The sequence below is a fragment of the Polaromonas sp. Polasp52 genome (assembly GCF_059491565.1).
Map to the genome: position 1 here is coordinate 160,392 of NZ_CP168513.1, position 24,915 is coordinate 185,306.

Here is a 24,915-nt window from a genome sequence, read left to right on the forward strand (position 1 = left end):
TATTTACAGAGCCTTCCCAAGCCGCCCCACACCCTCTTCAATCTTCGCCACATCGGCCGTGGCAAAGCTCAGGCGCAAGGTGGCGAGGTCTGGGTTGGCCGCATAGAAAGGCGCGCCGGGGACAAAGGCCACGAGTTGTTCAATGGCCTTTTTGGCGAACTCGCCGGCGTCCTTGCTTTTGCCGCCCGCGCCCGTGAGGCGGGCCCAGAAGAACAAACCGCCTTGCGGCTGCGTGAATTCAATCGCGTCGCCGAGTTCGCGTTTCAAGGCATTGCCCATGGCGGTGGCGCGCTCGCCGTACACCTTGCGCACGCGCTTGAGGGTGTCGGGCATGCGGCCGGCTTTCAGGTATTGGGCGGCGGTGGCCTGGGCGAAGGTGCTGGTGTGGGCGTCGCTGAACTGCTTGCACATGGTGGCCTTGGCCAGCAGCTCGGCGGGGGCGACCATCCAGCCCACGCGCAGGCCGGGGCTCAGCACCTTGCTGAGGGAGCCGCAGTGGGCAAGCAGCTCGCGGCTGCCGGGCACGCTGGGGCTGAGCGCCAGCAGCGAAGGGGGCGGCGCTTCGCCGAAGTAGAGGTCGCCGTAGGGGTCGTCCTCGACGACCAGGGTCTGGTGCTTGACGGCCATTTCCAGCACCTGCTTGCGGCGCTCCAGGCTCAGCAGCGCGCCGCTGGGATTGCCGAAGGTGGGGATCAGGTAGACAAACTTGGGCTTGTGCTGGGCGATGAGCTTTTCGAGCTCGTCGGTCTTGACGCCGTGGGCGTCGATGGGTGCGCTGATGAGTTCAGCGCCGTAGAGGCGGAAACACTGGATGGTGGCCAGGAAGGTCGGACCTTCGACGATGACCTTGTCGCCGGGCGAGATCATGGTCTTGCCGAGCAAGTCGAGCGCCTGCTGGCTGCCGGTGGTGACGATGAGGTTCTCGGGCGCGACGTCTTTGGCGCCCTTGGTGGCCATAAAGGCGCTGAGCTGTTCGCGCAGCGGGCCGTAGCCTTCGGTGGCGCCGTATTGCAGCGCGCCGCCGGGTTCTTCCGCAAGGGCCTTGTTGCTGGCTTCCTGGATGCCGGCCACGTCGAACATGGCGGGGTCGGGAAAGCCGCCGGCAAAACTGACAATGCCGGGCTTGCCCAGCAGCTTGAAGAGTTCGCGGATGGCGGAGGTTTCAACGTTGTTGAGGCGGTCGGCAAAGTGCAGGGGCATGTTCGGTTTCTCGCTTTCTGGGCTGCATTGTCGCCAATTTGGGCGCGGCCTGCCCGCGGCAAGGCGGGCCAAGGGGTGATTGACAGAGTACTGGTCTAGAGTAATACTCTAGTCATGGATTCCAGCGCTCCCCCCTCCTCCGCCTCCTCCACGCCTTCCACCCCCCTCTCTACCCGGGATCGCCTGCTCGAGGCCGCCACCAGGGTGTTCCTGGCCCAGGGCTTCACGGCCGCCTCCATGGACATGGTGCGCCAGGAGGCCGGCGTGAGCAACGGCAGCCTGTACCACCACTTCCCGACCAAGGCGCTGCTGGCCGATGCGCTGTATGCCCACATGCTGCGCGACTTCCACACGGCGCTGATGCAGCCGATTGCCGGCAAGGCCTCGGCCCAGGCCGGCGTCAAGGGCCTGGTGCGCGCCTATATCCAGTGGGTGCTGCAGCACCCGGACCAGGCGCGGCTGCTGCACACGCTGCGCCGCGGCGGCGACATGACGGACGGTGCCGAGACCAGCACGGCCAATGAGCACGCCTTAGCCGCGCTGAAGCTGTGGATGGAGCAGCGCATTGAAGCCGGCGAGATACGGGCCATGCCTTTTCATGTGTGGATGGCGCTGGTGTTTTCGCCGTCCATGTCGCTGACGCAGCGCTGGGTCAGCCAGCCTGAGCCGGCTGTCGCGCCCAAGCTGCGGGCCGCGCTGGAGCACGGCGCCTGGATGGCCGTGGCGGCCTGAGCCGACTACCCAAGAGAAATTCAACAAGGAGTGTCTGTATGAAAGTCGTGAACGTTCATCAACGCCTGCTGCATGCGAGCCCCGAACGCGTGGGTACGCTGATTGACTCGCTGGGTTCTCCGGCGGATGCGCTATGGCCGGGGTGGGACTGGCCGCGCATGAAGTTCGACAGGCCGCTGGCCGTAGGCGCCATCGGCGGCCATGGCCCGATACGCTATACGGTGGAGGCCTACACACCGGGCCAGTCGGTGCGTTTCCGGTTCACCAGGCCCAAGGGGTTTGACGGCTGGCACGGCTTTGAGGTATTGGACGCTACGCCCGCGCATTGCGTGCTCGAGCATCGCATCGAGATGCGAACGCGCGGCGCTGCCCTGCTCTACTGGCTGTTGGTCATAAGGCCGCTGCACGACGTGTGCGTGGAGGACGTGCTGTCGCAGACCCAGGTCTCGCTGGGCATTGAGCCCCGGCCTGTAGCGCGGACGGCGGGTGTACGGCTGCTGCGCTGGCTGGCCTCGGGCGGCCGCCGGCGGCCGGCACCGCCTTTTGCGGGGAGCCGGCATGCCCGCTGAGCAACCGGATGAGCTGCTGCGCTTCGGCCGCGAGGTATTGAGCCGGCAGCCTTTCAGCGCACTGCTGGATGCGAGGCTCGACGCCTTTACGCCCGGCAGCGCGGAACTGTCGGTGCCGGTGGTGCCCGGCCTGCTGCAGCAGCATGGCTTTGTGCACGGTGGTGTGCTGTCTTATTTAGCGGACAACGCGCTCACCTTCGCGGGCGGTTCGGTGCTGGGCGATTCGGTAACGGCCGAGTTCAAGATCAACTACCTGCGGCCGGCCAGGGATGCCGAACGCCTGCTGGCCGTGGCCACGGTGGTGGGCAGCGGCAAGACGCAGGCCGTGTGCCGCTGCGACATCTTTGTGCTGCGCGGTGGGGAGCGCACGCTGTGCGCCGCGGCGCAGGGCACGATTCGTAAAGCGGCCTAGGGACTGTTAACAGGCTCCAGGCCTCGCAAAACGCGGTGCCGGCGGGACAGCACAAGCCGGGCCATTTGATCGCCTTTGAACGATATATTGACAATATTGTATAAAAACGATATTGTGCAAATATCACTCAAAGGTGGTATTAATGAGCACACTTCAAACCTTTCCTGTTCAGACATCAGCACAGCTGTCAGTGCATTTGAAATCGCTGCGAAAAGCACGCGGGCTGACGCAGACCGCGTTGGGTCAGCGCATAGGCGTCAAACAAGTCCGCATGGCCGATATTGAAAAAAACCCCGGCGCGGTAAGCCTCGACCAGTTGCTTCAGGTGTTGCACGCGCTGGATGCGCGAGTGCTGCTGGCAGACTTGCGGCGCTATGCCGAGACCGACGCACCACCCGCCCCCACCGCGAACAGCCCCACGGCCGATTGGTAGCCGGGGAAAACGCTTGAGAAAATCATGACGAGGCAGTTTCAAAAGGTGGCCCATGGCATTCGCCGATCTTGATGTGTGGATGAACGGCCAGCACGTGGGCCTGTGGTTCTGGACGCGCACCGGCACCCCGGGCTTTCGCTACGACGAGAGCTGGCTGCGCTCGCCCCAGGCGCGCCCGCTGTCGGTCTCGCTTCCCATGCCGGCCGGCGGCGGCGACGTGATGGGCGCCAAGGTCGAGCATTACTTCGACAACCTGCTGCCCGACAGCGGCCGCATTCGCGAACGGCTGCGGCGGCGCTTTGGGACCTCTTCCATTCGCGCGGCCGACCTGCTGGCCGCCGTGGGCCGGGACTGCGTGGGCGCGCTGCAGCTGATGCCGCAAGGTCTGCAACCACCGCCGCACGACCGCATCGACAGCACGCCGCTGAGCGACAGCCAGGTGGAGGCGCTGCTGGGCGAGGTGACAGGCGATGACGCGGAAGGCGCCTCGCTCGCGGATGATTTCAGGATTTCCATTGCCGGTGCCCAGGAAAAAACCGCGCTGCTGCGCATAGGCCAGCGTTGGCACCTGCCTTCGGGCTCTACGCCGACCACGCACATCTTCAAACTGCCCTTGGGCCTGGTGGGCAATATGCGCGCCGACATGACGGACTCAGTGGAAAACGAATGGCTCTGCGCCACCCTGCTGGGGGAACTGGGGTTTGAGGTCGCGCCCACACAGATGGGCCGCTTCGGCGATCGAAAAGTGCTGATCGTGGAGCGCTTCGACAGGCGTTGGATGGACGGCGGCGCATGGATTGCGAGGTTGCCGCAAGAGGATTTCTGCCAGGCCACCGGGACGCCCGGCGACCTCAAGTATGAAAGCGATGGCGGCCCCGGCATACGCGCGGGCCTGGACTTGCTGGGCGGTGGCAGCAATGCACGCGCGGACGCACTGCATTTCGCGCAGGTCCAGCTGGCTTTCTGGATCATGGGGGCCACCGACGGCCATGCCAAAAACTTCTCCATCTTCCTGGAGCGCGGCGGCAGCTTTCGCATGACGCCGCTGTACGACGTGCTGTCGGCCTGGCCCATCATCGGCAGCGGGCCCAACCAGGTCAGCCCGCGCCGCGCCAAACTGGCCATGGCCTTGCGCAACAAGAATACGCACTACCACCTGCACGAGATCCGCACCCGCCACTGGGAGGCCCTGGCGCGGCAAAGCGGCGTGCCGGGCGCCTTCGACCAGATGGTGGCGCTGGTGCTGCAGGTGCCCGACGCGCTGGAGCGCGTGGCGGCGCAGTTGCCGCCGGATTTCCCCATGCCCGTATTCACGGCCATACGCGAAGGCATGCTGGCGCAGGCCGAAAAATTCGTGGCTGAGCTGAACTGACATCCATGACAGAACTTCTTTCCAGCCCCGCGGCCCGTAGCACCTATATCGCCCGCATCAACCGCGTGGTGGACCACATCAGCGCCAACCTGGCCGGCACGCTGGATTTGCAGGCGCTGGCCGGTGTGGCGTATTTTTCGCCCTGGCACTTCCACCGCGTGTTCCAGGCGGTGACGGGCGAAACCCTGGCCGACTGCGTGCGCCGCCTGCGGCTGGAGGCCGCCGCCCAGCGCCTGATTTTTACGCCGCAGACCGCGCTGCAAATAGCGCTCGACACGGGCTTTGCTTCAGCGGAAGTCTTCAGCCGTGCCTTTCGCACCCACTTCGGCACGACGCCCACAGCGTGGCGGCGCGGGGGCTGGCGCGAGTGGGCGACGCACCGGCAGATTGAACTTAGCAAGATTCATCAAGGCAATCACAAGCCGAATCAAGAATCCATCATGGCGTTGTTTAAAGATAGAACCCTCTGGCCCGCCGGGCTGGTCCCTTCATCCGAAAGAACCCTTGCCATGCACATTGAACTCAAAACCCTTCCCCCCATGCGCCTGGCCTATCTGCGCAACACCGGGCCTTACGGCGACGGCGTGGCACAGCTGTGGCAACGCTTTGTTGCCTGGTGCGGCCAGAACGGCTACATGAACCCGCGCCCCAAGATGTACGGCATCAGCCAGGACAACCCCGAGATCACGCCGGCGGACAAGTGCCGCTACGACGCCTGCATAGAAGTGGACGAGTCCTTCAAACCCCAGGGCGAAATCGGTGTGCAAAACTTTGGCGGCGGGCGCTATGCCTGCGGCCGCTTCACCGGCAAGCCGGGCAACGATGTGCACGAAGCCTGGACGCACATGTTCGCCGAGTGGCTGCCGCAAAGCGGCTACCAGCCGGACAACAACCCGGCGCTGGAACTGTATGACGAAGACTTTGTGATGGACCCGAAAACAGGAAACTTCAGCTGCTGGCTGTGCGTGCCCGTCAGAGCCCTGTAGTGCTATTGCCTGGCGGCGCGTGCCATACTCCCGCAAAACCACGGGGGGGCGCCGCCATGCACAAGCTTGTTTTTTCCCTGCATAAATTCTTTTTCGCCGGCCTGCTGCTGGCGGCAGGCCATTCCAGTGCCTGGGCGCAGCGCGGCAATCCCGAGGTAGCCTATGCCGGGCAATCGATAGACCAGATGATCTCCACCTTCATGGCCGAACAGGGGATTTCGGGCATGGCGGTGGCGATTGTGCAGGCGCCTTACATCACGCGGGTGACGGGTTACGGGCTCAGCGATGTCGCGTCGCGCCGGCTCTCGGCGTCGAACACGATGTTCGACATCGGCCAGATGGCGAATGCCTACCTTGCGGTGGCGGTGCTGCAACTGGTGGAGGCCAACAAGCTCGGCCTCGACGACGCGGTCTCGCGCTTTGTGCCGGGCGCGCCCGCGGGCCTCACCGTGGGCCAGGCCATACGCGGTGGCAACACGACATCGCAGTGGCTGGCGCCCCTGGTCGCGCAGGCCAGCGGCCTGCCGGCCGAAGACCACATCCGCGTGAACCAGATCGAGCGCCTGGGCCTGAAGCACACCACCTTCGGCAGCACCCTTGCCTCGCTGGCCTGGGAAAAAGACGTGAGGAACGCCCGGCCGCACAGCGCCTTTCTGAAAACCCCGGCCCTGATCAATCCCAGCGAACCGGCCACGGGTTATGCCGCAGGCGGCGCCATCGCCGTGCCCACGGGCCTGCGCATCTATGCCTCGGCGCTCGATGTGTCGCTGTGGGACGTGGGCCTGGCCGGCGAAATTTTGATCGCGTCGCCGGCGCTGCGCAGATGGATTTATTCCGCACCCGAAGGCGGGGTGTCTTCGGGGCCCTGGTATTTCCCGGGGCACAAGGGCTTGATGGTGACGACGGGTGACGGCGCCGGTTTCTCTTCGCTGTTGAGCCGTTTCACCGATGCATCCGAGCTGCTGTGCGTGACGCTGCTGGCCAACAAGGAAGGCGTGGACCTCACGCAGCTGGCGCGCCGCATTGCCGGGGCCTATGACGCGCGCCTGGGCCCGCCGCTGGCGACCGCCAGGCTACGGGTGCAGCAAAGCCCTTTCACGGTGAAGGAGACCATGGCCAGGCTTGAAAAAATCCTGCGCGCGCGGGGCAACGCCATCATCGCGCACATCAACCACGCCCGTGCCGCGCAAGACGCCGGCCTGCAGCTCGCGTCGACCGAAGAACTCATCTTCGGCAACCCCGCCGCCGGCACCCCGCTGATGCAGTCCAACCCGGCCGCGGTAATGGCCCTGCCGCTGCGTGCCGCCGCCTGGGAGAAAGACGGCGCCGTCTGGCTGACCGCCGTGGACCCGGTGGCCATCGCCTCGGAGCACGGTATCAAGGACCAGGGCTCCTTGGTCTTCAAGAGGCGGGCCGACATCGACTCGGCGCTTCGCGAGGCCGTGGCCGCGCCCTGAACAATCAATCGACCCGGATATTGGCGCGCGCCACCAGCGCGCGATAACGCGCGATCTCCGAATCCATCACATCGCGCAGCGCCTGCGGGCCCAGGAAGGCCGGCTCCAGGGACTGCTGCTGCAGCTTCTTGCCTACAGCAGGATCGGCCATCACGGCCGACAAGGCCTGCAGCAGCTGGTCGCGCACGGCCGGTGAAATGCCCGCGGGCGCGGCCAGCGCGTACCAGCCGTCCAGCAAGGCCGGCGACAGCTGCAGTTCGCCGTACGCGGGCACGTTGGGCATCTGCGGGGAACGCTTTTCGCTGATAACGGCCAGGGCGCGCAGCTTGCCCGATTGCACCAGGGGATTGACGGCTGCCAGGGTGTCTATGCCCATGCTGACGTCCGCGCGCACCACGCCGATGTCGGCCTCGGCGCTGCCTTTGTAGGGAATGGCGGAGAACTTCACGCCGGTGGCGCTGGCCAGCAGCTCGCCGGCCAGGTGCGGCGCCGAGCCGGCCCCGAAGGTGGCATAGGTCAGGGTGCCCGGGGCGGCCTTGGCTTTGGCCAGCACATCCTTGAGGGTTTTGTAGGGCCCGGTGGACGCGGTCACCAGCACCAGCGGCGTGCGCGCGACCATGGCAATGGGCGAGAGCTGCTTGAAGGGGTCGTAGCCCAGCTTGCTGCGCACCGCGGGGTTGACGGTGTAGCTGCTGGAGCCGGAGAACAGCAGCGTGTAGCCGTCGGGCTCGGCCGCGCTGACCATGACCACGCCGATGGCGGTGGAAGCGCCCGGCTTGTTGTCGATGATCACGGGCTGGCCCAGGCGGGCGCTGAGCCGCTCGCCGATGATGCGGGCCGCCACGTCGGTGCCGCCGCCCGGCGGGAAAGGAACGACCAGCTTGATCGGCCTGGCGGGCCAGGCCTGTGCCTGCGCTTGCGACAGGCCGGGAAACGCGAGGGCGGAACAGGCGGCGGCCAGCAGGGCCGCCTGAAGCAGGGACCGGCGTGCAGCGGAAGGCATGGGGAACGGCATGGGCAACTCCAGTGGGGGCAATCAGAACAAAAACAACTCAGGCGGCGGCCGGCGCGGCGTGCCAGGGCAAGCCTGCGGGCTCGCCCAGGTCCCAATACAGGCCGGCCATGATGCGCAGGCCTTCGCGGGCGACGGGCGCCAGCAGGTGTTCGTCGGGCGCGTGCTGGGCGCAGGCCGGGTAGGAGTGCGGCACCCACAAGGTGGGCAGGCCCAGCAGGTCGGCGAAGACGTCGTTGGGCAGCGAGCCGGCCAGGTTGGGCAGGGTGACGACCGGCTTGCCGCTGCTCTGCCCTATGGAGCGCTGCGCCCAGCCCACCCAGGGGTGGTCCAGGTCCAGGCGCGTGGCCGCGCCCGTCAGCGTGATCTCCACCTCGACCCGGTTGAAGCCGTGGCGGTCCAGGTGCTTGCGCAGGATGGAGGCAAGGTCCTGGTAAGGCGTGCCGACCACAAAGCGCAGCTGACAATGGGCCACGGCTTCGCCGGGAATCGCATTGACGGGGCGCTGCGGCGAGCCGGCGCCCAGCGCCAGCACTTCGAGGGTGTTCCAGCCGATCAGGCGTTCGGCCGTGCTGAGGCCGGGCTCGCCCCAGTGGGCATCGGGCAGCGGGTCGTCCTCGCCGCCGCCTATGTGCACATCGGCCAGCGCGCGGCGCACCAACAGGGGCAGCGCGCGCGGCTTGAGGGCCGGCACCAGGATGCGGCCCCGCGCATCGACCAGCGAAGCCACGGCGCTGGCCAGCACGGTGGCCGGGTTCAGCAGGGCCCCGCCCCAGTTGCCCGAGTGGTAGGCCTTGTCGCGCGCGCGCAGGCGCAGGCTGAAATTGATTGCGCCGCGCGAGCCCAGGAACAGCGTGGGCTTGTCGGCATGCACGCGCGGGCCGTCGCAGGCGATCAGCAAATCGGCCTTGAGCTGGGCGCGATGGCTTTCGCAAAAAGCATGCAGGCCGGGCGAGGCGGCTTCTTCGCCCATCTCGAGCAGCAGCGTGACGTTGTAGCCCAGGCGCCCGCCGCGCGCCTGGATCACGCTGGCCAGCGCGGCCAGGTTGACGGTGTGCTGGCCCTTGTTGTCGGCGGTGCCGCGGCCGTACCAGCGTTCGCCTTCGCGCACCAGTTCCCAGGGCTGCAGCCCTTCGCGCCAGCGCCCTTCCTGGCCGCTGACCACGTCGCCGTGGCCGTAGGTCAGCACGGTGGGCAGCGCCGTGTCTTCCACGCGCCGCGCGACCAGGAAGGGGCCGGCGCCCTCGACGGGATTGGGCAGGACGCTGCAGGTAAAGCCGAGCGCGCGCAGGGAGTCCGTCATTTCGCCGCGCAGATAGTCGCCCAGCGCGGGGTTGGGTTTGCCGCTGTCGCTTTCGGTGCGCAGGGCGACGCGCCTTTGCAGGACGTCGAAGAAGTGGCCCTCGTCAAACCAGGCCGTGGCGCTATCAAGGCAGTCGGATCTCAGCATGTTTCATCGTTCTCAAAAAGGGGCGCGGTCATGGCGTGTCATGGGCGCGTCATGAAACCAAATGTAGGAAGAATCAGCCTTTACTACAATGAGAGATATCGCAATAGGGCTTTGCCTTTTTGGCAAAACATCCTTTCGAGCGCCCCGCCCCTCCCACCCGCCTTCGCATGAAAACCAATTTTTTCAGCACGCAGATCCGCTACTTCCTTGAAGTGGCGCGCACCGGCTCGGTCAGCCAGGCCGCGGCGCAGTTGCACGTGGCGGCCTCGGCAGTGAGCCGCCAGGTCGGCAAGCTGGAAGACCAGCTGGGCTGCGCGCTGTTCGAGCGCAGGGCGCGCGGCATGGTGCCCACGGACGCGGGCGAACGCCTGATGGCCTATGCGCGCGCGGGCAGCGACGACGCCGAACGCGTGATGGAGCAGGTGCGCGGCCTGGCCGGCTACAGCGCGCGCCGCGTGCGCGTGGCCTGCACCGAGGGTTTCGCCACGGGTTTCATGCCGGAGGTGATGACGGGCTTCAGGCGCAGCCGCCCGGAAGCGCTGATCGAGCTCAGCGTGGGCTCACCCGAAAGCGTCAGCCGCCTGCTGCTGCAGGGCGAAACCGACGTGGCACTCAAGTACACCATGGCGCCGGAAAAAGGCATGACGGTGCGGCATGCGGCCACCGCGCCCATGTATGCGCTGATGCTGCCCACGCACCCGCTGGCGCGGGCCCGCGCGGTGACGGTGGCGGATGTCGTGAAGTACCCACTGGGCATCAGCGCCAAGGGCATGACGGGACGCCAGCTCTTTGACATGGTGGCCAGCATCCAGGGCCTGCAGTACCAGGCCTCGGTGGTCAGCAATTTTTCGTCGGCGCTGCTGCCCAGCACGCGCGGCGACGACATCATGCTGTCGGGCTACCTGACGGCCGCGCACCTGATACGCCAGGGCCAGTTGGTGGCCGTGCCTTTTGCCGAGCCGGAACTGCGCCAGCGCGTGCTGCAGGTGCTGTCGCTGGAGGGGCAGACGCTGGCGCCGCTGGTGCTGGACTTCACCGCGCAGCTGATCGCCGCCGTGCGCGAATCGGGCGACGGCATGGCGCCGGCGCGCAGGCACGGCGCAAAAAAAAGCGGCTGAGCGCCCTTCTTCTTCTTCTGCTTCTTCTTTCTACAACCCCGGCAAGGGCAAGAGCTTGCCTTCGGCCGACGAAGGCGGCGCGATGCGCAGCACACGCGACAGCGTGGGCGCAATGTCCACGACTTCCACGCGCGCATCGATGCGGCCGGCTTTGACCCAGGCCGGGCCGTACATCAGGATGGGGACCTGCGTGTCATACGGGTGGGGCGAGCCGTGCGTGGCGACCGTGTTGCCGAACATCCAGCCGGGCTTGAGCGAGTACTGCACGTCGCCCGAAACCTCGGCATGCCAGGATTTACGGATCTGCTCAAAGAACGGCGCGCCGGCGCGGCTGCCGCTTTGCAGCTCACGCCGCGTGTAGGCCGCGACAAAACCGGGCTCGGCCATCAGGAGCGCGCGGGTTTCCTCGGCCAGGGCGTCGGCGCTGGCCTGCTTTTGCGCGATCAGCTGTTTGTCGAGCAGCACGCTGGAGCCTGAAAAACCCGCGGCCCATTTACCGGGGCCGAAACGTTTTTCGAGCCCGGCGTTGACGCGGCCCAGCACCTGGCTGCTGTTGACGCGGCCGGACTCGCGGCCCTGGCTGGCGTTGTATTCGGGCGCGGGCATGAAGCCGTGGTCGGCGGTGAGCACGGCGATGTAGTTGTCCTTGCCGATGCGCGCGTCCAGGTCCTGGAAGAAGGCCTGCAGCAAACGATCCAGCTGCAGCAGGTGGTCGTGCGAGAGGCGCGACTCGGCGCTGAAGGCATGGTTCACATAGTCGTGGCCCGAAAGGCTGACCGACAGGATGTCGGGAATGTCGTCCTGGCCCAGTTGCTCGCCGGCGATGGCGGCGCGCGCGAAGTCCAGCGACATCGCATCGACAAAGGGGCCGCGCAGCAGCGAGCCGTAAAAGCGCGGGCCGGGCGCGCTGTCGTCCTTCGCCCCGAACATTGCCGGCAGGCCGCCGCCCGCGGGGCCGTACCAGGGCTGCTGGTCGGGCAGCGAACGTGCGTACGCGGCCTCGGGCAGCAAGGCCTTCCACTCGGCCTTGAAGTAGCGGTCGGCCGGCTTGCCGGCGTTGTAGCGGTCCACCCAGGCCGGGTGCGCGGCCATGTAGTGGGTGCTGGAGGCGAACTGCCCGGTGGCGCCCATATACATATAGGCGATGCCGGTCTTGCCGGCCGGCAGGATGGCGCCGCGGTCCTTGCCCGAGATGCCTATGACCTTGGAGCGGCTGTCGACGCGCCGCAGCACGTCGCCGACGGTTTCGGCCTTGAGGTTTTTCGGGCTGGTGCCGTCGAGGGCATTGGTTGGGTGGCCGATGTAGGTGGCTGAGGTATCGCCGGTGCAGTAGACGGGTTCGGCGGTGACGGGGTCGCGCCAGTCGTTGCCTATGATGCCGGTGCGCTGCGGATAAGCGCCGGTCAGCATGGTGGCGTGGCCGGCCGCCGTGACGGTGAAGGCATGGCCGTAGTGCGCGTTGGCGAACCAGGCGCCGCGCTCCAGGAAGCGCGCGAAGCCGTCGGGCGCGAGCTGGTCGCGGTAGTCCAGCACCTGGCGTTGCGGCAGGCCGTCGACGACCAGGAAGACCACCAGCTTGGGGCGCGGCGCGGCATCGGCCATCGTGCCGGGCGCGGCGGTGCAGCTGGCAAGCAATGCGGCGGCCAAAGAGGCCGCCAGCAGTCGTAAAAGAGTGTGAGCTTTCATGGCTGCGATGCTAAAGCAGTTCGGGCCGGCACTGCCCCCGTAATGACCCGTGCCGCGCGAGCCGCCATTGGCCCGGCGCGCCACCACGGCGGCGCGCATCATGCCCCCACATCCCCAACGCCGAGTTGCAAGAAAATGTTGCTATCCTTTTCACGAGGCATTTTTGCCACTATTCACCCGCAGCGTTTGGGGGCAGGCATTGACGGGGTTTTTGCTTATCGGGCAGGATGGCCCCATGGTGAACAGCATCGCGCCCTATGCCGCGCCCCCAGGACATCCGGAAGTCGAGCGTGTGGTGACGGCCAGCATCTGCCACATCAAGGAAGGCATCTATGCGCAGATGGAGGACATACGCGCGCACTCCCTGCCCAACAACGCCGCGGACGGCATACGCGCCATCCTGCACTACCAGAGCGGCTGGTTCGTCCACTGGGCCGAGGGCCCGTCGCCCGAGCTGCGCGCCCTGCTGCTGCGACTGGCCGGCGACCCGCGCCACCACTCGCTGCATACCCTGCACAGCAGCCGGGGCCGGCGCATTTTGCCCACGCCCTGGTCCATGGTGATGTCGCAGGCCAGCGAGTCGGCCGTGCAGTTCGGCCGCCGCGTGATGGCGCTGCGCGAGCAGTTCGAAAAAGGCGTGCAGTACGCGCCCTCCTCCGTGCTGCGGCGCCTCTCGGCGCCCATGCAGCTGCCGCAGGCCCAGGGCCTGGCCGACCCCGAGGCCTTCCACCGTGTCGGCATCTGCGCGGCCGGCGGCAACGAGGCCTTCGCCATGGTCGGCTGGCTGGCGCAACGCACCGGCGGGACGGTGGCCAAACGGCGCTTCGCGGGCGAGCAGGACATGGACGGCAGCAGCGAATATGTGGAGTTCATGGAAGGCGGCCATCCGTGCCGCATGATCGCCGTGGCGCGCAACGGCCTGACCCACGGCCTGCGCCGTGCCTTCCTGCCCGACTGGCCGTATTTTGTGATGCTGTTTTCCGGCGCGCCCAAATTCGACGATGCGCTGATGGGCCGCATGATGGCCGCCTGCGAAAACCTGCCGGCCACGCCGGCCCTGCTGGGCGTGGCGCCCAATGCCGAGACACACCAGCGCATGCAGGCCATGGCCGCTGAAGCCCACCTGGCCTATGTCGCGGCCAGCATGGCCAGGCCGGACGATTGCAATGCGATCTGGCAGGCCGTGCAGCAGCAGCTCCAGCGCGCCGGCGAGCCGCCCAGCTCGGTGTGGGACGTGCCGCGCATGGTGGCCTGAACAGCAGCAGTCGGGACACCCCGATACACTGCGGGGCATGAAAAAAGAAGCCATCGCCCCTTTCTTCGCCACGCTCAAGGCCGCCAACCCCATGCCGGTGACCGAGCTCGAATACACCAGCGTGTTCGAATTGCTGGCCGCCGTGCTGCTGAGCGCGCAGGCGACCGATGTCAGCGTGAACAAGGCCACGCGCAAGCTTTACCCGGTGGCCAACACACCGCAGGCCATCCTCGATTTAGGGCTGGAGGGCCTGGAGTCGTATATACGCACCATAGGGCTGTACCGCACCAAGGCCAAAAACCTGCTGGCGACCTGCGAGATTCTGGTGAAGCAGCACGGCGGCGAGGTGCCGCGCACGCGCGAAGCGCTCGAAGCCCTGCCCGGCGTGGGCCGCAAGACGGCCAATGTGGTGCTGAACTCGGCCTTCGGCGAGGCGGTGATGGCGGTGGACACGCATATCTTCCGCGTGAGCAACCGTACCGGCCTGGCACCCGGCAAGAACCCGCTGGAAGTCGAAATGAATTTGCTCAAGCGCGTGCCCGCCGATTACCTGGTGGACGCGCACCACTGGCTGATCCTGCACGGGCGCTATGTGTGCCTGGCACGCAAGCCGCTGTGCTGGCAATGCGCGGTGGCGCCCTGGTGCGACTTCGAACCGAAGACGCCGCCGCCGGCGGCGTAAGTCTTTAACGCGCGAAGGTTCCGTCTGCCCGAATCATGGTCAGGTTGACGAAACGCGAGCCCAGGTTGCTCTGCTTGCTGTAGGTCAGCGCGAAGCCGCCCAGGTCTTCATTGGTGAAGGTCTCCAGCGTGCTGATGAGCTTGGCGCGCGTGATGGGCGCCGGGGTTTTCTGCAGCGCGCGCACCACCAGCTTGGCGTTGAGGAAACCTTCCATGCTGTTGTAGCTGAACTTCTTGTCGGCGGTTCCCAGGATCACGGTCTGGTATTCCTTCACGACGGCATTGCCGAGTTCGGTAAAGGGATAAGGCACGACCTGCGAGACGATGGTGCCGGCGGCCGGCTCTTTCAGCTCGGCGTGCAGGCCCGAGGAAACGCTGAGCACCATGAACTGCGCGCTCACGCCCTTGGCTTTGTAGGCCTTGATGAAGGCGGCATTGGGCTTGGCCTGGGCGATCAGCATCACGGCCTGCGGCTGGGCGGCGGCGATCACGTCCACCGCCTTGGCCACGTCCACCGTGCCGCGCGGCACCGGGGCCACGGCGGCAGGCGCCGCGCCGCGCTTTTGCATGGCGGCAATGAGCGCGTCCAGGCCTTCCTTGCCGAAGGCGTCGTCCTGGTAGGCGACGGCGATCTTGTTGATGCCTATGGTCCAGGCGTGGTTGACGGCCGCCTCGATCTCGTCGGTGGTGCTGGCGCGCACATGGAACACATTGGGCACATAGGGGTCGCGCAGCGACTTGGCGCCGCTGGTGTTGCCGATCTGGGCGATGCCCGCGCCCTGCACGATGGGCACGATCTTGAGCATATTGGCCGTGCCGCGAAAACCCACCAGGGCCACGGCGTTCTGCTCGATCAGCGCCTTGGTGTTCTCGGCGGTCTTGTCGGGGTTGAAGCCGTCGTCCAGGCTCACGAGCTTGATCTTCTCGCCGCGTATGCCGCCCTTTTTGTTGATGTCGTCAAAGTAGGCATTCATGCCGCGCACATAGTCGGTGGTGAGCGCCGCACTGGTGCCCGAAAGGTCGCCCGAATGGCCCAGGATGATGTCGGCCGAAGCGCCCACGCTGGCGGCGCACAGAAAAAAACCGGCCAGCACACGGCCGGCCCTTGAAAAATTCACAACTGTCATGAAACGATCCCTAGCCTCTGCTGATAAAAAACTTGTTTGTTGTTAATAAAAAAACCGGCCCGGGGGCCGGTTTCTACCCAGGCGTCCAGTATCAGGCGTCAACCTTAACCTTGGCTTGCTCGGCCACCTGCGCCCATTTTTTCTGCTCGGCCTTGATAAAGGTGGCGAACTTCTCGATGCTGCCGCCGCCGTCCTCGGCGCCGTACTGGTCCATCTTTTCCTGCACGTCAGGCATGGCCAGCACCTTGTTGACGTCCTCATTCATGCGCTGGACCATGGCGTGCGGCATTTTGGACGGGCCCATGAGGCCGTACCACACGGTGGCCTCGAAGCCGGGAAAGCCGGACTCGGCCATGGTGGGCACATTGGGATGGCCCTTGGCGCGCTTGAGCCGCGTCTGCGCCAGCGCGATGGCCTTGCCGCTTTTGACGTGCGGCGTGGCCGAGGTCATGGTCTCGAAGCAGTAGTTGACCTGCCCGCCTATCAGGTCGACCAGGGCCGGGCCGGAGCCGCGGTAGGGAATGTGCAGCGCGAAAATCTTCGCCTGCAGCTTGAACATCTCCAGCGCGAAGTGCTGGGCCGAACCGCCGCCGGCCGAGGCGAAGCTGATCTGGCCCGGCTTGGCCTTGCACAGCGCGACCAGGTCCTTGACGGTCTTGGCGGGCTCGTCGGCGTTGCAGATCAGCATATTGGGCGTGACGCCGACCATGCTGATGGGCACGTAGTCGCGCTCGGGGTTGTAGCCCAGCTTGAGGCCCAGCGCCGGTGCCAGCGCGTGGCTGTTGATGTGGGCCATGAGCAGGGTGTTGCCGTCGCCCGGCTGTTTGGCCACATAGTCGGCCGCGATAACGCCCGCGGCGCCGCCCTTGTTTTCAATCACCACCGAGGTGTTCCACATGGTGGAGAGCTTTTGCCCGACCACGCGCGCCAGTGCATCGGTGCCGCCGCCGGGCGGAAAGCCCACGATGATGCGCACCGGGCCGGACGGCAAGGTCTGCGCCCTGAGCATGGGCGACGCCACCAGGGCGGCCGTGGCCGCCGTCGCGCTGATAAAAGTTCTGCGTTGCATGGTTTCCCTCTGATTCAGTAGTAGAACGAAGCGAAGTGACAGTTTGAAGGCGGATGGCGGTGACGGCTCTCAGGCCGCCTTGCGCTGCGGCACCACGGCCGCATGGCTGGAGAAATGGTCCATGGCGGCCTGCACGCCCGAACCCGCGAGCTTGACACCAGCAAGTTTCAAGCCCATTTCACAGCCCGACAGGGCCGCCATGAGCGTGAGGTCGTTGCAGTCGCCCAGGTGGCCGATGCGGAACATGCGGCCCTTGACCTTGCCCAGGCCGGTGCCCAGCGAGCAGTCGAAGCGCTCGTAAATGATCTTGCGCACCGCATCGGCATCCACGCCTTCAGGCGTCATCACCCCGGTCAGCACCGGCGAATACACGGCCGGGTCGGCGCACTGGATCTGCAGGCCCCAGGCCTTGACCGCCGCGCGCACGCCGACGGCCCAGCGCTGGTGGCGCGCGAACACGGCTTCCAGGCCGTGCTCGAGCAGCATGTCGCAGGCTTCGCTGAGCGCGTACAGCAGGTTGGTGTTGGGGGTGGACGGCCAGTAGCCGGTCTTGTTCATCTCGATGATTTCGTCCCAGGCCCAGAAGGCCTTGGGCAGCGTAGCCTTTTTGCTGGCTTCGAGGGCCTTGGCGGAAACGGCGTTGAAGCTGATGCCGGGCGGCAGCATCAGGCCTTTTTGCGAGCCGCTGATGCTGACGTCCACGCCCCACTCGTCGTGGCGGTAGTCGGCCGAGGCCAGGCCCGAGATGGTGTCGACCAGCAGCAGCGCCGGGTGTTTGGCCGCGTCCATGGCCTTGCGCACGGCCGCGATGTTGCTGGTGACGCCGGTGGAGGTTTCGTTGTGCACCACGCAGACGGCCTTGATGCTGTGCTGGGTGTCGGCTTTGAGGCGCTCTTCAATCAGGGCGGCCTGCACGCCGTGGCGCCAGATATCGGCGCCCGGGTAAGAAATGACTTCGGTCTTCAGGCCCAGGCGCGCGGCCAGCTTTTGCCACAGCGCGGCGAAATGGCCGGTTTCATACATCAGCACGTGGTCGCCGGGGTTCAGGGTGTTGGAGAGCGCCGCTTCCCAGGCGCCGGTGCCGGAGGCCGGGTAGATGATGACGGGTTGTTTGGTCTGGAAGATCTTGCGGATGTCGGCCAGGACCTTCAGGCCCAGCGCGGCGAATTCGGGGCCCCGGTGGTCTATGGTGGGCAGGCTCATGGCCCGCAGGATGCGGTCCGGCACCGGCGAAGGGCCGGGAATCTGCAAAAAATGACGTCCCGTGGGATGAAAGTCAAGCGTCAACATGGCGGTCTGCTCCTGAAGTAAGCCCCTATTTTTTGCATACAAAATTCATTTGTCAAGTCATCAAAGGACTACACATTGATTTGACAGGGGTAAATTTTGCATACAAAATTTGTCCATGGCTGCTGAAATCATCCCCATCCCGCGCGCCGCCCTGCATGAACAGGTGGCGCACCGACTGCGCCAGATGCTGGTGGAAAACCGCATCCAGCCCGGCGCCAAGCTCAATGAGCGCGAACTCAGCGAGGTGCTCAACGTCTCGCGCACGCCGCTGCGCGAAGCCATCAAGATGCTGGCCGCCGAGGGCCTGGTGGAGCTGCTGCCGAACCGCGGCGCGATCGCGGTGGAACTGACCGAAACCGACGTGCTCAACACCTTCGAGGTGATGGCCGGACTGGAAGCGCAGTCGGGCGAACTGGCCGCCGAACGCATCACCGAGGCCGAGCTGGCGGAAATCAAGGCCATGCATTTCGAGATGCTGGCCGCCTACACGCGCCGCGACCTGCCCAATTACTACCGGCTCAATGCCGCCATCCACAGCGCCATCAACGCGGCGGCCAAGAACCCGGTGCTGGCCAGCACCTATGCGCAGGTCAATGCGCGGCTGCAGGCGCTGCGTTTTCGCTCCAACCAGGACGAGGAGAAATGGAAAGCGGCCGTGAAGGAACACGAACTGATGATCGAAGCCCTGCAAGCGCGCGACGGCGCGGCCATGCGCAACGTATTGCTGCGCCACCTGACCAGCAAGCGCGATGTGGTGGTGCAGCAGCTGCGCGCCATCAACGCCACGCACAGCAAGAGCGGCGCCAAGGCCTGAGCCCGGCCCGTCTCCTCCCTAACAGTCCCCCACCCAAAGGCGAAAAGCCGCGATGAACGCTCCCCTCCCCCTCAAGATCAGCCGCGAGGCCACGGCCCAGGCCTATGACGACGTGGCCCGCGTCAGCAACGAAGTTGCCGGCCGGCTGGCCGCGCGCCTGGCCGCCGAAACCCAGGGCGAGGTGCTGTTCTCGCCGGCGGACCGCGGGCGCTATGCCACCGATGCGTCCATCTACCAGGTCACGCCCGTGGGCGTGTTTGTGCCGCGCACCGATGCCGACGTCAAAACCGCGCTGGACATCTGCCGCGACCTGCAGGTGCCCATCGTCCCGCGCGGCGGCGGCACCAGCCAGTGCGGGCAGACGGTGGGCGCGGGCCTGGTGATAGACCATGCCAAGCACCTGCGCAACATCCTGGATGTGAACCCGGGCGAGCGCACGGCCGAAGTCCAGCCGGGCATCGTGCTGGACCACCTGAACGCCTCGCTCAAGCAGCACGGCCTCTGGTACCCGGTGGATGTGTCCACCAGTGCGCAGGCCACGCTCGGCGGTATGGCGGGCAACAACTCCTGCGGCAGCCGCAGCATCGCCTATGGCAACATGGTGCACAACGTGCTGGGCGCCAGCGCCTGGCGCTCCGACGGCAGCCTGCTGGAGCTGGGGCGCTACGACACGGCCGGCGGCGCCGCGCGCGAGTTAGGCGACTATGTGAAAGCACTGTCGGACCAGCTGCGGCCTGAGCTTGAGGCCCACTGGCCCAAGGTGCTGCGCCGCGTGGCCGGCTACAACCTGGACATCTTCAACAACCAGAACGAGAAGCCCTATACCCAGGACGGCTCGGTGAACCTGGCCCACCTGCTGGTGGGCAGCGAAGGCACGCTGGCACTGACAAAATCGCTCACGCTGCGCCTGGCCGAACTGCCGCGCACCAAGGTGCTGGGCGTGGTGAACTTCCCGACCTTCTACAAGGCCATGGACACGGCCCAGCACATCGTGAAGCTGGGCGGCGACGGCACGCTGAGCGCGGTCGAGCTGGTGGACCGCACCATGATCGAGCTCTCGCTGCAAAACCCGGCCTTCGCACCCACGGTGCGCACCGCGCTCATCGGCCAGCCCGACGCGATTTTGCTGGTGGAGTTCTCGGGCAACTCCAAGGCCGAGCTGGCGCCCAAGATGCGCCAGCTGGTCGAGCTCATGGGCGACCTGGGCCTGCCCGGCTCGGTCGTCGAGATGATGGACGACGCGCCGCAGAAAAACCTCTGGGAAGTGCGCAAGGCCGGCCTGAACATCATGATGAGCCTCAAGGGCGACGGCAAGCCGGTCAGCTTTATCGAGGACTGCGCCGTGCCGCTGGAGCACCTGGCCGAGTACACCGATGCGCTGACGCAGGTGTTCCGCAAGTACGGCAGCAAGGGTACCTGGTATGCCCACGCCTCTGTCGGCACGCTGCATGTACGGCCCATCCTGGACATGCGGCGCGAGGGCGGCGCCAAGATGCGCGCGATTGCCGAGGAGGCCTCTGCCCTGGTGCGCCACTACAAGGGCGCCTACAGCGGCGAGCACGGCGACGGCCTGTGCCGCGGCGAGTGGATTGAGTGGCAGTTCGGCCCCAAGATCAACGAGGCTTTTGCGCAAATTAAGAATTACCTGGACCCGCTGAACCTGCTGAGCCCGAACCGCATCATCAACCCGCCCAAGATGGGCGACACGCGGCTGATGCGCTTTCCGCCCAGCTACAAGGTGATACCGATCAAGACTGCGCTGGACTGGAGCGCCTGGAACGTGCAGAACGACCCGGTGACCGAGCAGACCAGCGAGCCGGGTACGGGCGGCGACCCGGCCCAGGGTTTTGCCAAGGCCGTGGAGATGTGCAACAACAACGGCCACTGCAGAAAGTTTGATGCCGGCACCATGTGCCCCAGCTACCGCGCGACACGCGACGAAAAACATTTGACACGCGGGCGCGCCAACACCTTGCGCCTGGCGCTGTCGGGCCAGCTGGACGGTTTAAAAGCAGAAGATGCCTTTACGAGCGAGGCCGTGCAGGAGGCCATGGACTTGTGCGTGGGCTGCAAGGGCTGCAAGCGCGATTGCCCCACCGGCGTGGACATGGCCAAGATGAAGGTGGAGTTTTTGCACCACTACAAGGCCAAACACGGCTATACGCTGAAAGACCGGCTGGTCGCCCACCTGCCCGATTACGCGCACTGGGCCAGCCGCTTTGCGCCGCTGCTCAACCTGCGCGACAAGGTGCCGGGCCTGGCGGGCTGGAGTGAAAAGCTGCTGGGCCTGTCGGCGCGCCGCACGCTGCCGCAGTGGCACAGCAACACCTTCTGGAAGCGGCTGGGCGCACAGGCTGAAGCCGGCGCCGCGCCGCAGGGCCGTCTCCACACCGCGAGCCGCGAAGAGGTGCTGGCCGCCGCCAGGCCCGTGGTGTTGTTCGTGGACACCTTCAACGGCTATTTCGAATCGGAAAACGCGCTGGCCGCGCTCACGGTGCTGCAGGCGGCCGGCTACACGGTGCATGTGGCGGCCAAAACCACGGCCGACGGCAAAAGCCTGTGCTGCGGCCGGACCTACCTGGCCGGCGGCATGGTCGACAAGGCCAAGGCCAAGGCGCGCGAGGTGGTGGGTGCCCTGCTGCCCTTTGCCGAACGCGGCATCGCCATCGTCGGCCTGGAGCCCTCCTGCCTGCTGACGCTGCGCGACGAGATGCTGGTGATGGGCCTGGGCGAGGCGGCGCAAACCATCAGCCGCCATGCGCTGCTGCTGGAAGAATTCCTGGCGCGCGAGGCGGCGGACGGCTTGCTCGAGACGCTCAAGGGCCGGCTCAAGCCCGCGGACCAGCCCATTCTGTTGCACGGCCATTGCCACCAGAAAGCCTTTGGCGCGGTCAGCCCCATCCTGGACGTGCTGAGGCTGATCCCGGGCGCGCAGCCCGAACTGATCGAGTCCAGCTGCTGCGGCATGGCCGGCAGCTTCGGCTACGAGGCCGGCCACTATGAGGTATCGATGCAGATGGCCGAGCTGAGCCTGTTGCCGGCGGTGCGCAAGCAGCCCGATGCCATCGTGGTGGCCGACGGCACCAGCTGCCGCCACCAGATCAAGGACGGGGCGCAGCGCGAGGCCATCCACGTGGCGGTGCTGCTGGCGCGGCAGTTGCAGGCTTAGGTCTCGTCCCCTAGCGCGTCCCGGGCACTTTCGGGCCGCTTCCCGGCCGCCGCGCAGGAGCATGTCAGAATAGCCCGCAAATTATTCCAACAAGGAGGGCTTTCATGAACCGTTTGTGGATGCGCATCTGCGCGCTGGCTGTCTGTCTGTCCTGCGCCGCCGCCATGGCGCAGACCCTGTCGAAAGAAGAAAGCGAAAAGATCTGGGCCGAGGGCCGCGCCGCCGCCAAGGAAGGGCCGCAGGACATCGCGCTGGCGAGCCAGGCCGTGCTCAAGCTGCCCGCCGGCCGCATCTTTGTGCCGCAGCCCCAGGCGGGCAAGCTGCTCAACGCCATGGGCAACCCGGGCACCGACTCGCGGCTGCAGGGCCTGGTGTTCCCGGCCACGGGCGACAGCTGGTTCATGACGGTGCGCTTCGAGGCGGCCGGCTATGTGAAGGACGACGACGCCAAGGACTGGAACGCGGACGAGCTGCTCAAAAGCTACCGCGAAGGCACCGAGGCCTCGAATGCCGATCGCAAAAAAATGGGTTTCCCTGAAATCGAGATCGTGGGCTGGGCTGAAAAACCGGCCTACAGCGCCGCCACCCACCGCCTGGTCTGGGCCATGTCCAGCAAGGACCGCGGCGCGCCCGCAGGTGCGGCGCAGGGCGTGAACTACAACACCTACGCGCTGGGCCGCGAAGGTTACTTCAGCATGAACCTGGTCACGGCGCTGGCCGACCTGCCCAAGGACAAGCCCGCGGCGGCGGAGCTGCTGGCGGCCCTGCAGTACGACCAGGGCAAGCGCTACGCCGACTTCAATTCCAAGACCGACAAGGTGGCCGAATACGGGCTGGCCGCGCTGGTGCTGGGTGTGGCCGCGAAAAAACTGGGCTTCTTCGCGGTGATTGCGCTGTTTTTCGCCAAGTTCGCGAAGGTGATCGTCCTGGCCCTGGCGGGTTTGGGCACGGTGTTCGTGAAGTACTTCAAGCGCAAACCGGCCCCTGTGCCTGCGCCTATGCCGGCGGTCAGCCGGGCCGAGCAGGACACCGTGCCCGCCGCGTTCGGCGGCGGCGCACCGGACGTGCCGCCCGCGCCACCCAAAGCCTGAGCAGCGAAGCGGCATGGCCAAGCTCCTGTTGCTGCTTTTCACGGGCGCCAAGTTCGGCAAGCTGCTGCTGACCGGCGGCAGCATGCTGGTGTCGGTGTTCGCCTATGCGCTGCTGTTCGGCTGGCGTTATGCGGTGGGCTTTGTGCTGCTGCTGTTCGTGCATGAGATGGGCCACTACATCGCCGCCCGCCAGCGTGGCCTCAATGTGGGCGCGCCCACCTTCATCCCCTTTGTGGGCGCCTGGGTGGAACTCAAGGACATGCCGCATGACGCGGAAACCGAGGCCTATGTGGGCCTGGGCGGCCCGCTGCTGGGCACGGTGGGCGCACTGGCCTGCTACTTCCTGGCGCGCGACCAGGACAGCAACCTGCTGCTCGCCATCGCCTATTCCGGCTTCTTCCTGAACCTCTTCAACCTGATCCCGCTGTCACCGTTTGACGGCGGGCGCATTACCGCGGTGCTGTCGCCGCGCATCTGGCTGCTGGGGGTGCCGGTGCTGGTGGCGCTGTTCTTCTGGCGGCCCAGCCCCATGCTGATCCTGATGGCGCTGCTGGCCGCGCCGCAGCTGCTCAAGGCCATACGCTACAAATCGGACAGCGAGGAGGCCCAGACCTATTACGCGGTCAGCGCGGCCACACGTTTCGAATATGGTTTTTATTACCTGGCGCTGGCGGGCTTCCTGGCCGTGATGACGCACGACGTGCATGAAATGCTGCGCGGCGTGGGCGCCGTTCGTTAGGCGCGTGTGGCGGGCGCTTCAGTCCGGCACGAACCTGGCGTTGAAGCTGGCTTCGTCTTCGGCCAGCTCCAGCGTGACCAGCTGGCCCATGCGCATGTCGGCCAGCCGGCAAGCGCCGAACAGGCTGTATTTGCCTTTGAGCTGGTAGCTTTCCATGTCGATCAGCATGTAGGAGTGCGGCACAAACACCTGGTGCAGGAAAATCGTGCGGTGCCGGTTACGCGGCGACGGAAAGAGCTTGTAATGCTCGGTAGTGATGCTTTGTGCGGCCATGGTGAAGTCAGGAAACGGGTTGCCCGAAATGGCGCCCTACCCCGACTGTAAGCTCTAGCCCTGCCGATTCCTGTTTTTTTTGAACGCCCTTTTCGCATGGATCCCTATGACCGAGCGCCATCCCACCCCCGGTAAAGAAGAAATCGCGCTGCTCGAGCCCTTCGAGCGGCTGGGCCTGGACCAGATCGAAGTCGTGTCCACAGCCGAGCGGGCAGCCCAGGCCCTCAAGGACCTGACCGGCGCCACCGTGCTGGGCTTTGATACCGAGTCCAAACCCACCTTCGCCAAAAATGAGGCCTCGGATGGGCCGCACATCGTGCAGCTCGCGACACTTCACAAGGCCTGGATCTTCCAGCTTGAAGACGCCGAATGCCGGCGCGCCGTAGGCCTGGTGCTGAGCTCACCCGCCGTGATCAAGGCCGGCTTCGGCCTGGGCGACGACCAGCGCCGCATCATCCGCAAGCTGGGCACGGACCTGCAGGGTGTGCTGGACCTCAACGTGGTGTTCCGCGAGCGCGGCTACCGCAAGGACATGGGCGTGCGCGGCGCCGTGGCCGTGATGTTCAACAAGCGCTTCCTCAAGTCCAAGAAAGCGGCCACCTCCAACTGGGCCAATGAAAGGCTCACGGAGGCGCAAATCATTTACGCGGCCAATGACGCCTATGGGGCGCTGCGGGTGTACCGGGCGCTGGGGCTGGATTGACGCAAGCTTTACATTAACCCCATCAAGGAAATTCTCATGAAAAACACCTACGTGCTGTCTTCGCTGCTGCTGGCCGGCGCCCTGCTCTCCGGCTGTGCCGCCGAACTGCTGAGCAACAGCGAAAAGCTGATCATCGTCAAAGGCCGCCCTTCACAGCTGCCCGATGCCACGGAGATCGCCGAAACCGAATGCCAGAAGCGCGGTGGCCGGCACGCCCGCTTGATCACCAAGCCGGCTGAGGGCCAGTACGGCTTTGAGTGCGTGCGCTGAGGCGCAT

24 protein-coding genes are annotated in these 24,915 nt (G+C 66.0%); 16 read left to right on the plus strand and 8 right to left on the minus strand.

The annotated features are described in order from the left end of the window. Positions 1–3 precede the first annotated feature (3 nt). Entirely contained in the window at positions 4–1,194 is a 1,191-nt protein-coding gene (locus ACEN9P_RS00800; protein WP_495622114.1) for an aminotransferase-like domain-containing protein, read from the minus strand. A 120-nt stretch (positions 1,195–1,314) separates the two neighbouring features. Here ACEN9P_RS00800 and ACEN9P_RS00805 point away from each other — a divergent pair, with 120 nt between their 5' ends. From ACEN9P_RS00805 to ACEN9P_RS00835, 7 genes are all read left to right on the plus strand, one after another. Next, positions 1,315–1,932 carry a TetR/AcrR family transcriptional regulator gene (locus tag ACEN9P_RS00805; RefSeq protein ID WP_495620830.1) on the plus strand — a complete coding sequence of 206 codons (618 nt, stop codon included), beginning with the start codon at positions 1,315–1,317 and terminating at the stop codon, positions 1,930–1,932. Between the two features lie 38 nt (positions 1,933–1,970). After that, on the plus strand, positions 1,971–2,501 hold the full coding sequence (locus ACEN9P_RS00810) for an SRPBCC family protein (protein ID WP_413328329.1): 531 nt from the start codon (positions 1,971–1,973) through the stop codon (positions 2,499–2,501). Next, complete coding sequence (locus ACEN9P_RS00815) at positions 2,491–2,913, plus strand: PaaI family thioesterase (protein WP_477662016.1); 423 nt, start codon at positions 2,491–2,493, stop codon at positions 2,911–2,913. Before ACEN9P_RS00810 ends, ACEN9P_RS00815 begins: the two co-directional genes overlap by 11 nt. Before the next feature lie 142 nt (positions 2,914–3,055). Then, on the plus strand, positions 3,056–3,346 hold the full coding sequence (locus ACEN9P_RS00820; RefSeq protein ID WP_007873948.1) for a helix-turn-helix domain-containing protein: 291 nt from the start codon (positions 3,056–3,058) through the stop codon (positions 3,344–3,346). 52 nt (positions 3,347–3,398) lie between these two features. Continuing rightward, positions 3,399–4,718, plus strand: coding sequence for a type II toxin-antitoxin system HipA family toxin (locus ACEN9P_RS00825; RefSeq protein ID WP_495620831.1), 1,320 nt, complete (start codon positions 3,399–3,401; stop codon positions 4,716–4,718). A 5-nt stretch (positions 4,719–4,723) separates the two neighbouring features. Beyond that, positions 4,724–5,704, plus strand: coding sequence for an AraC family transcriptional regulator (locus tag ACEN9P_RS00830; protein ID WP_495620832.1), 981 nt, complete (start codon positions 4,724–4,726; stop codon positions 5,702–5,704). A 56-nt stretch (positions 5,705–5,760) separates the two neighbouring features. Then, complete coding sequence (locus tag ACEN9P_RS00835) at positions 5,761–7,161, plus strand: DUF302 domain-containing protein (RefSeq protein ID WP_477662013.1); 1,401 nt, start codon at positions 5,761–5,763, stop codon at positions 7,159–7,161. A gap of 4 nt (positions 7,162–7,165) precedes the next feature. Here the strand turns inward: ACEN9P_RS00835 and ACEN9P_RS00840 are convergent, their stop codons facing one another. Both ACEN9P_RS00840 and ACEN9P_RS00845 read right to left on the minus strand, forming a co-directional pair. Continuing rightward, positions 7,166–8,176: a Bug family tripartite tricarboxylate transporter substrate binding protein gene (locus ACEN9P_RS00840; RefSeq protein ID WP_477662012.1), complete on the minus strand. Its 1,011-nt coding sequence runs from the start codon at positions 8,174–8,176 to the stop codon at positions 7,166–7,168. A 37-nt stretch (positions 8,177–8,213) separates the two neighbouring features. After that, positions 8,214–9,623, minus strand: coding sequence for a M20 family metallopeptidase (locus ACEN9P_RS00845; RefSeq protein ID WP_477662011.1), 1,410 nt, complete (start codon positions 9,621–9,623; stop codon positions 8,214–8,216). A 167-nt stretch (positions 9,624–9,790) separates the two neighbouring features. Between ACEN9P_RS00845 and ACEN9P_RS00850 the strand changes: the two genes are divergently transcribed. Continuing rightward, on the plus strand, positions 9,791–10,741 hold the full coding sequence (locus ACEN9P_RS00850) for a LysR family transcriptional regulator (protein WP_495620833.1): 951 nt from the start codon (positions 9,791–9,793) through the stop codon (positions 10,739–10,741). A gap of 30 nt (positions 10,742–10,771) precedes the next feature. Here the strand turns inward: ACEN9P_RS00850 and ACEN9P_RS00855 are convergent, their stop codons facing one another. Further along, positions 10,772–12,427 carry an alkaline phosphatase family protein gene (locus ACEN9P_RS00855; protein ID WP_495620834.1) on the minus strand — a complete coding sequence of 552 codons (1,656 nt, stop codon included), beginning with the start codon at positions 12,425–12,427 and terminating at the stop codon, positions 10,772–10,774. A gap of 235 nt (positions 12,428–12,662) precedes the next feature. On the opposite strand from ACEN9P_RS00855, the gene ACEN9P_RS00860 reads away from it, so the two are divergent. Together ACEN9P_RS00860 and nth are read left to right on the plus strand one after the other, a co-directional pair. Further along, the gene (locus ACEN9P_RS00860; RefSeq protein WP_477662008.1) at positions 12,663–13,682 is read left to right on the plus strand and encodes a BLUF domain-containing protein; all 1,020 of its coding nucleotides are present in this window, start codon (positions 12,663–12,665) and stop codon (positions 13,680–13,682) included. A 37-nt stretch (positions 13,683–13,719) separates the two neighbouring features. Then, the gene (nth, locus tag ACEN9P_RS00865) at positions 13,720–14,364 is read left to right on the plus strand and encodes an endonuclease III (RefSeq protein ID WP_477662007.1); all 645 of its coding nucleotides are present in this window, start codon (positions 13,720–13,722) and stop codon (positions 14,362–14,364) included. Positions 14,365–14,368: 4 nt separating this feature from the next. Here the strand turns inward: nth and ACEN9P_RS00870 are convergent, their stop codons facing one another. The 3 genes from ACEN9P_RS00870 to ACEN9P_RS00880 all read right to left on the minus strand — a co-directional run bounded on the left by ACEN9P_RS00870 (position 14,369) and on the right by ACEN9P_RS00880 (position 17,849). Further along, the gene (locus ACEN9P_RS00870; RefSeq protein WP_495620835.1) at positions 14,369–15,490 is read right to left on the minus strand and encodes an ABC transporter substrate-binding protein; all 1,122 of its coding nucleotides are present in this window, start codon (positions 15,488–15,490) and stop codon (positions 14,369–14,371) included. 91 nt (positions 15,491–15,581) lie between these two features. Then, a complete protein-coding gene (locus ACEN9P_RS00875) occupies positions 15,582–16,559 on the minus strand; it encodes a Bug family tripartite tricarboxylate transporter substrate binding protein (protein ID WP_495620836.1) in 978 nt (325 codons plus the stop codon). 69 nt (positions 16,560–16,628) lie between these two features. Then, positions 16,629–17,849, minus strand: a complete 1,221-nt coding sequence (locus ACEN9P_RS00880; RefSeq protein ID WP_477662004.1) for a pyridoxal-phosphate-dependent aminotransferase family protein — start codon at positions 17,847–17,849, stop codon at positions 16,629–16,631. Between the two features lie 115 nt (positions 17,850–17,964). Between ACEN9P_RS00880 and ACEN9P_RS00885 the strand changes: the two genes are divergently transcribed. The 4 genes from ACEN9P_RS00885 to ACEN9P_RS00900 all read left to right on the plus strand — a co-directional run bounded on the left by ACEN9P_RS00885 (position 17,965) and on the right by ACEN9P_RS00900 (position 23,662). After that, positions 17,965–18,663, plus strand: coding sequence for a GntR family transcriptional regulator (locus ACEN9P_RS00885; protein ID WP_477662003.1), 699 nt, complete (start codon positions 17,965–17,967; stop codon positions 18,661–18,663). 52 nt (positions 18,664–18,715) lie between these two features. Continuing rightward, positions 18,716–21,832 (plus strand): FAD-binding and (Fe-S)-binding domain-containing protein, encoded by a 3,117-nt coding sequence (locus ACEN9P_RS00890; protein ID WP_495620837.1) that lies wholly within the window; start codon positions 18,716–18,718, stop codon positions 21,830–21,832. Positions 21,833–21,936: 104 nt separating this feature from the next. Next, positions 21,937–22,923, plus strand: coding sequence for a DUF2167 domain-containing protein (locus ACEN9P_RS00895; RefSeq protein ID WP_495620838.1), 987 nt, complete (start codon positions 21,937–21,939; stop codon positions 22,921–22,923). A 13-nt stretch (positions 22,924–22,936) separates the two neighbouring features. After that, a complete protein-coding gene (locus tag ACEN9P_RS00900; RefSeq protein ID WP_477713342.1) occupies positions 22,937–23,662 on the plus strand; it encodes a site-2 protease family protein in 726 nt (241 codons plus the stop codon). 18 nt (positions 23,663–23,680) lie between these two features. Here ACEN9P_RS00900 and ACEN9P_RS00905 read toward each other — a convergent pair whose 3' ends face one another. Beyond that, on the minus strand, positions 23,681–23,935 hold the full coding sequence (locus ACEN9P_RS00905; RefSeq protein WP_477661999.1) for a hypothetical protein: 255 nt from the start codon (positions 23,933–23,935) through the stop codon (positions 23,681–23,683). 106 nt (positions 23,936–24,041) lie between these two features. On the opposite strand from ACEN9P_RS00905, the gene ACEN9P_RS00910 reads away from it, so the two are divergent. Together ACEN9P_RS00910 and ACEN9P_RS00915 are read left to right on the plus strand one after the other, a co-directional pair. Continuing rightward, positions 24,042–24,638: a 3'-5' exonuclease gene (locus ACEN9P_RS00910; protein WP_074574896.1), complete on the plus strand. Its 597-nt coding sequence runs from the start codon at positions 24,042–24,044 to the stop codon at positions 24,636–24,638. Between the two features lie 36 nt (positions 24,639–24,674). Next, positions 24,675–24,908, plus strand: a complete 234-nt coding sequence (locus ACEN9P_RS00915) for a hypothetical protein (RefSeq protein WP_477661998.1) — start codon at positions 24,675–24,677, stop codon at positions 24,906–24,908. Positions 24,909–24,915 lie beyond the last annotated feature (7 nt).